Source organism: Bradyrhizobium sp. 76 (assembly GCF_023073025.1).
GTDB lineage: Bacteria > Pseudomonadota > Alphaproteobacteria > Rhizobiales > Xanthobacteraceae > Bradyrhizobium.
Genome location: NZ_JADPIS010000114.1, coordinates 1 through 2,860, shown reverse-complemented (window position 1 = coordinate 2,860; position 2,860 = coordinate 1). Strand labels below are relative to the sequence as shown.

2 protein-coding genes and 2 pseudogenes are annotated in these 2,860 nt (G+C 62.6%); all 4 read left to right on the top strand.

Annotated features, from left to right (window positions below; genetic code table 11):
- Positions 1 to 130, top strand: a pseudogene (locus tag IVB48_RS32485) (IS701 family transposase); the annotation flags it as partial.
- Between the two features lie 294 nt (positions 131 to 424).
- On the top strand, positions 425 to 562 hold the full coding sequence (locus IVB48_RS32480; protein WP_247406528.1) for a hypothetical protein: 138 nt from the start codon (positions 425 to 427) through the stop codon (positions 560 to 562).
- Positions 559 to 906 carry an IS66 family insertion sequence element accessory protein TnpB gene (gene tnpB, locus IVB48_RS32475; protein ID WP_082758020.1) on the top strand — a complete coding sequence of 116 codons (348 nt, stop codon included), beginning with the start codon at positions 559 to 561 and terminating at the stop codon, positions 904 to 906. The genes IVB48_RS32480 and tnpB overlap by 4 nt, the downstream gene beginning before the upstream one ends.
- A gap of 44 nt (positions 907 to 950) precedes the next feature.
- Positions 951 to 2,684, top strand: a pseudogene (locus IVB48_RS32470) (IS66 family transposase).
- The last annotated feature ends 176 nt before the right edge of the window (positions 2,685 to 2,860 follow it).

Genomic DNA, 2,860 nt, shown 5'->3' with positions numbered 1-2,860 from the left:
AGATCGTCTGGAAGCCGCATACGTGCCTGCCGATGTCGGCTTTGCGACCAAACCAAAGCTTGCGACGAGAATGATCGCACGTGCGATAGCCGCGTCTGTACCATTCAAGTGGGTTGCCGGTGATACGGTCTGTACGCCCACGATGAAGGCCGCCTTGTTCTGAGAGGCGGATTGAGCACTCATAAGCACGTGTTTAAGAGCGAGCTTAAGAGCGATTGATGGGTCAGATTTCGGTGCTGACGGGGCCGGAACGCCGGCGGCGTTGGAGCGAGGATGAGCGGTGCCGGATCGTTGCGGAGGCCTTTGCGCCGGGATCGTGTGTGGCGCAGGTTGCGCGGGATCACGATATTTCAACGGGGCTGATTTACACCTGGCGGCGTCGGCTTCGCCAGGACCTTGCTGACAGGGCTTTGTGGAAGCGGCGATGGAAGCGGAGCCGATCAAGGAAGCGGCACCGTCCGGTGAAGTGATCGTGGTGGAATTGACGGGGAGCGGACGGATCAGGATTTGCGGGTCGGCGCCGCCCTTGCTGGTGTCGGCGGTGTTGAAGGCGCTGCGATGATTCCGATCCCCTCTGGCGTGCGGGTATGGCTGGCGACGGGCCATACCGATATGCGGCGCGGCTTTCCGAGCCTGGCTTTGCAGGTGCAGGAGGTCTTGAAGCATGACCCACTGGGGGGTCATTTGTTTTGCTTCAGGGGGCGCCGTTCAGATCTGATAAAAATCATCTGGCACGATTCTCAGGGAGCGTGCCTGTTTACAAAAAGACTCGAAAGAGGAAGATTCATCTGGCCTTCGGCTGCCGGTGAAGCCGTGACGATCTCTCCGGCGCAGCTTTCTTACCTGCTATCTGGGATCGACTGGCGGAATCCTCAAGAAACTTTGCGTCCAACGCGAGTTGGATAGCATTCTGCGATTGAACCTACCGGGAAATCTGATTCACTGGCTTCATGAGTTTGAAGCCGGATGACCTTCCTTCGGATCTCGCCAGCGCCCAGGCGGCGCTGTTGATCGAACGTGAGGCGTTGCGGGCCGAACGCGAAGCGCGGCTGAGGGTCGAGGTCGAACGCGATGCGGCCGCGGCGAAGGCCAGCTGGATACAGGCCGAAGCCATCAATTGGCAAGCCGAAGCGGCGAACGCGCGGGCGAAGCTGTCGGACAATGAGGCGCTGATCGCGCATCTCGAGCTGCGGATCGAGAAGCTCAAACGCGAACTGTACGGGCCGCGTTCCGAGCGCACGGCGCGGCTGATCGAGCAGTTGGAATTGGAACTTGAAGAACTCGTCACCACGGCGAGCGAGGATGAGCTCGCCGCGCAGGCCGCGGCGGCAAAGGCGCAGAGCGTACGCGCCTTCACGCGCAAGCGGCCGGTGCGCAAGCCATGGCCGGATGACATCGAACGCGAGCGCGTCGTCATTGAGGCTCCAACGACCTGCGCCTGCTGCGGTGGATCGCGGCTGGCGAAGATCGGTGAGGATGTGACCAAGACGCTGGAGGAGATCCCGCGCCGCTTCAAGCTGATCGAGACGGTACGCGAGAAGTTCACCTGCCGCGATTGCGAGAAGATCAGCCAGCCGCCCGCGCCGTTCCATGCCACGCCGCGCGGCTTCATCGGCCCACAATTGCTGGCGACGATCCTGTTCGACAAGTTCGGCATGCATATCCCGCTCAACCGCCAGAGCGCGCGCTTTAAGGCCGAGGGGATCGACCTGCCGTTGTCGACACTGGCCGACCAGGTCGGCCACGGGACCTTTGCCGTCATGCCGCTCTTCCACTTGATCGAACGCCATGTACTCGCTGCCGAGCGCCTGCATGGCGACGACACCACCATCCGTATCCTGGCGAAGGGCAAGTGCACGACCGGGCGGATCTGGACTTATGTGCGGGATGACCGGCCCTGCCGGGCCTGCGCCGCCGGCGGCGGTCTATTACGCCTCGAGCGACCGACGAGGCGAGCACCCCCAGAAGCATCTGGCCGCCTTCGCCGGTATCCTGCAAGCCGATTGCTACAACGGCTTCGAGCCGCTGTTCGACCCGCAAAAGAAAGCGATGCCGATCACACCGGCGTTTTGCCTGGCCCATGCGCGGCGGGGCTTCTTCGAGCTGGCTGACATCGAGAAAAATGCTCGGGAAGGTAAGAAGGGCAAACCGGTCTCTCGATCGCGCTGGAGGCGGTCAGACGCCTCGATGCGTTGTTCGAGATCGAGCGCGCCATCAATGGCTGCGGCGCCGACGAGCGGCGCGCCGTGCGCCAGGAAAAGAGCAAGCCGCTTCTCGAGGACATGCACGCCTGGTTGCTGCGTGAGCGCGAAACCCTCTCGCGCTCCTCCGAGGTCCTGAAGCCTATGAACTACATGCTCAGGCGCTGGGACGACTTCGCCCGCTTCCTCGACGATGGCAGGATCTGCTTGACCAACAATTGCGCTGAGCGCGCATTGAGGGGCATCGCATTGGGAAGGCGCAACTGGACCTTCGCCGGCAGCCAGCGTGGCGCCGACCGTGCCGCCATCATGCTGACGATGATCACGACCTGTCGCCTCAACGACGTCGATCCCAAGGCCTGGCTCGCCGACGTCCTCGCCCGTATCGCCGATCTTCCCGCGTCGCGTCTGCACGAACTGCTGCCCTGGGAATGGAAGCTCCTGCGCCAAGCCGACAAGCCCGCCGGTCAGCAGGCCGCCTGACCTTCACGCAACGCCATCATAGAGCTCGCCGTGCCCGCGCGCATGCGTCAATCAGGCGGTCCTCGTCGTATGCGTACGCCCGAACTCGTTTTTCGCGGTTTCAAAGCTGTCCTCGATCGCCCATCGATGGCCTTCGACCGCGACCAACGTTTCAATTGATGTTCCCGCTGGGCACC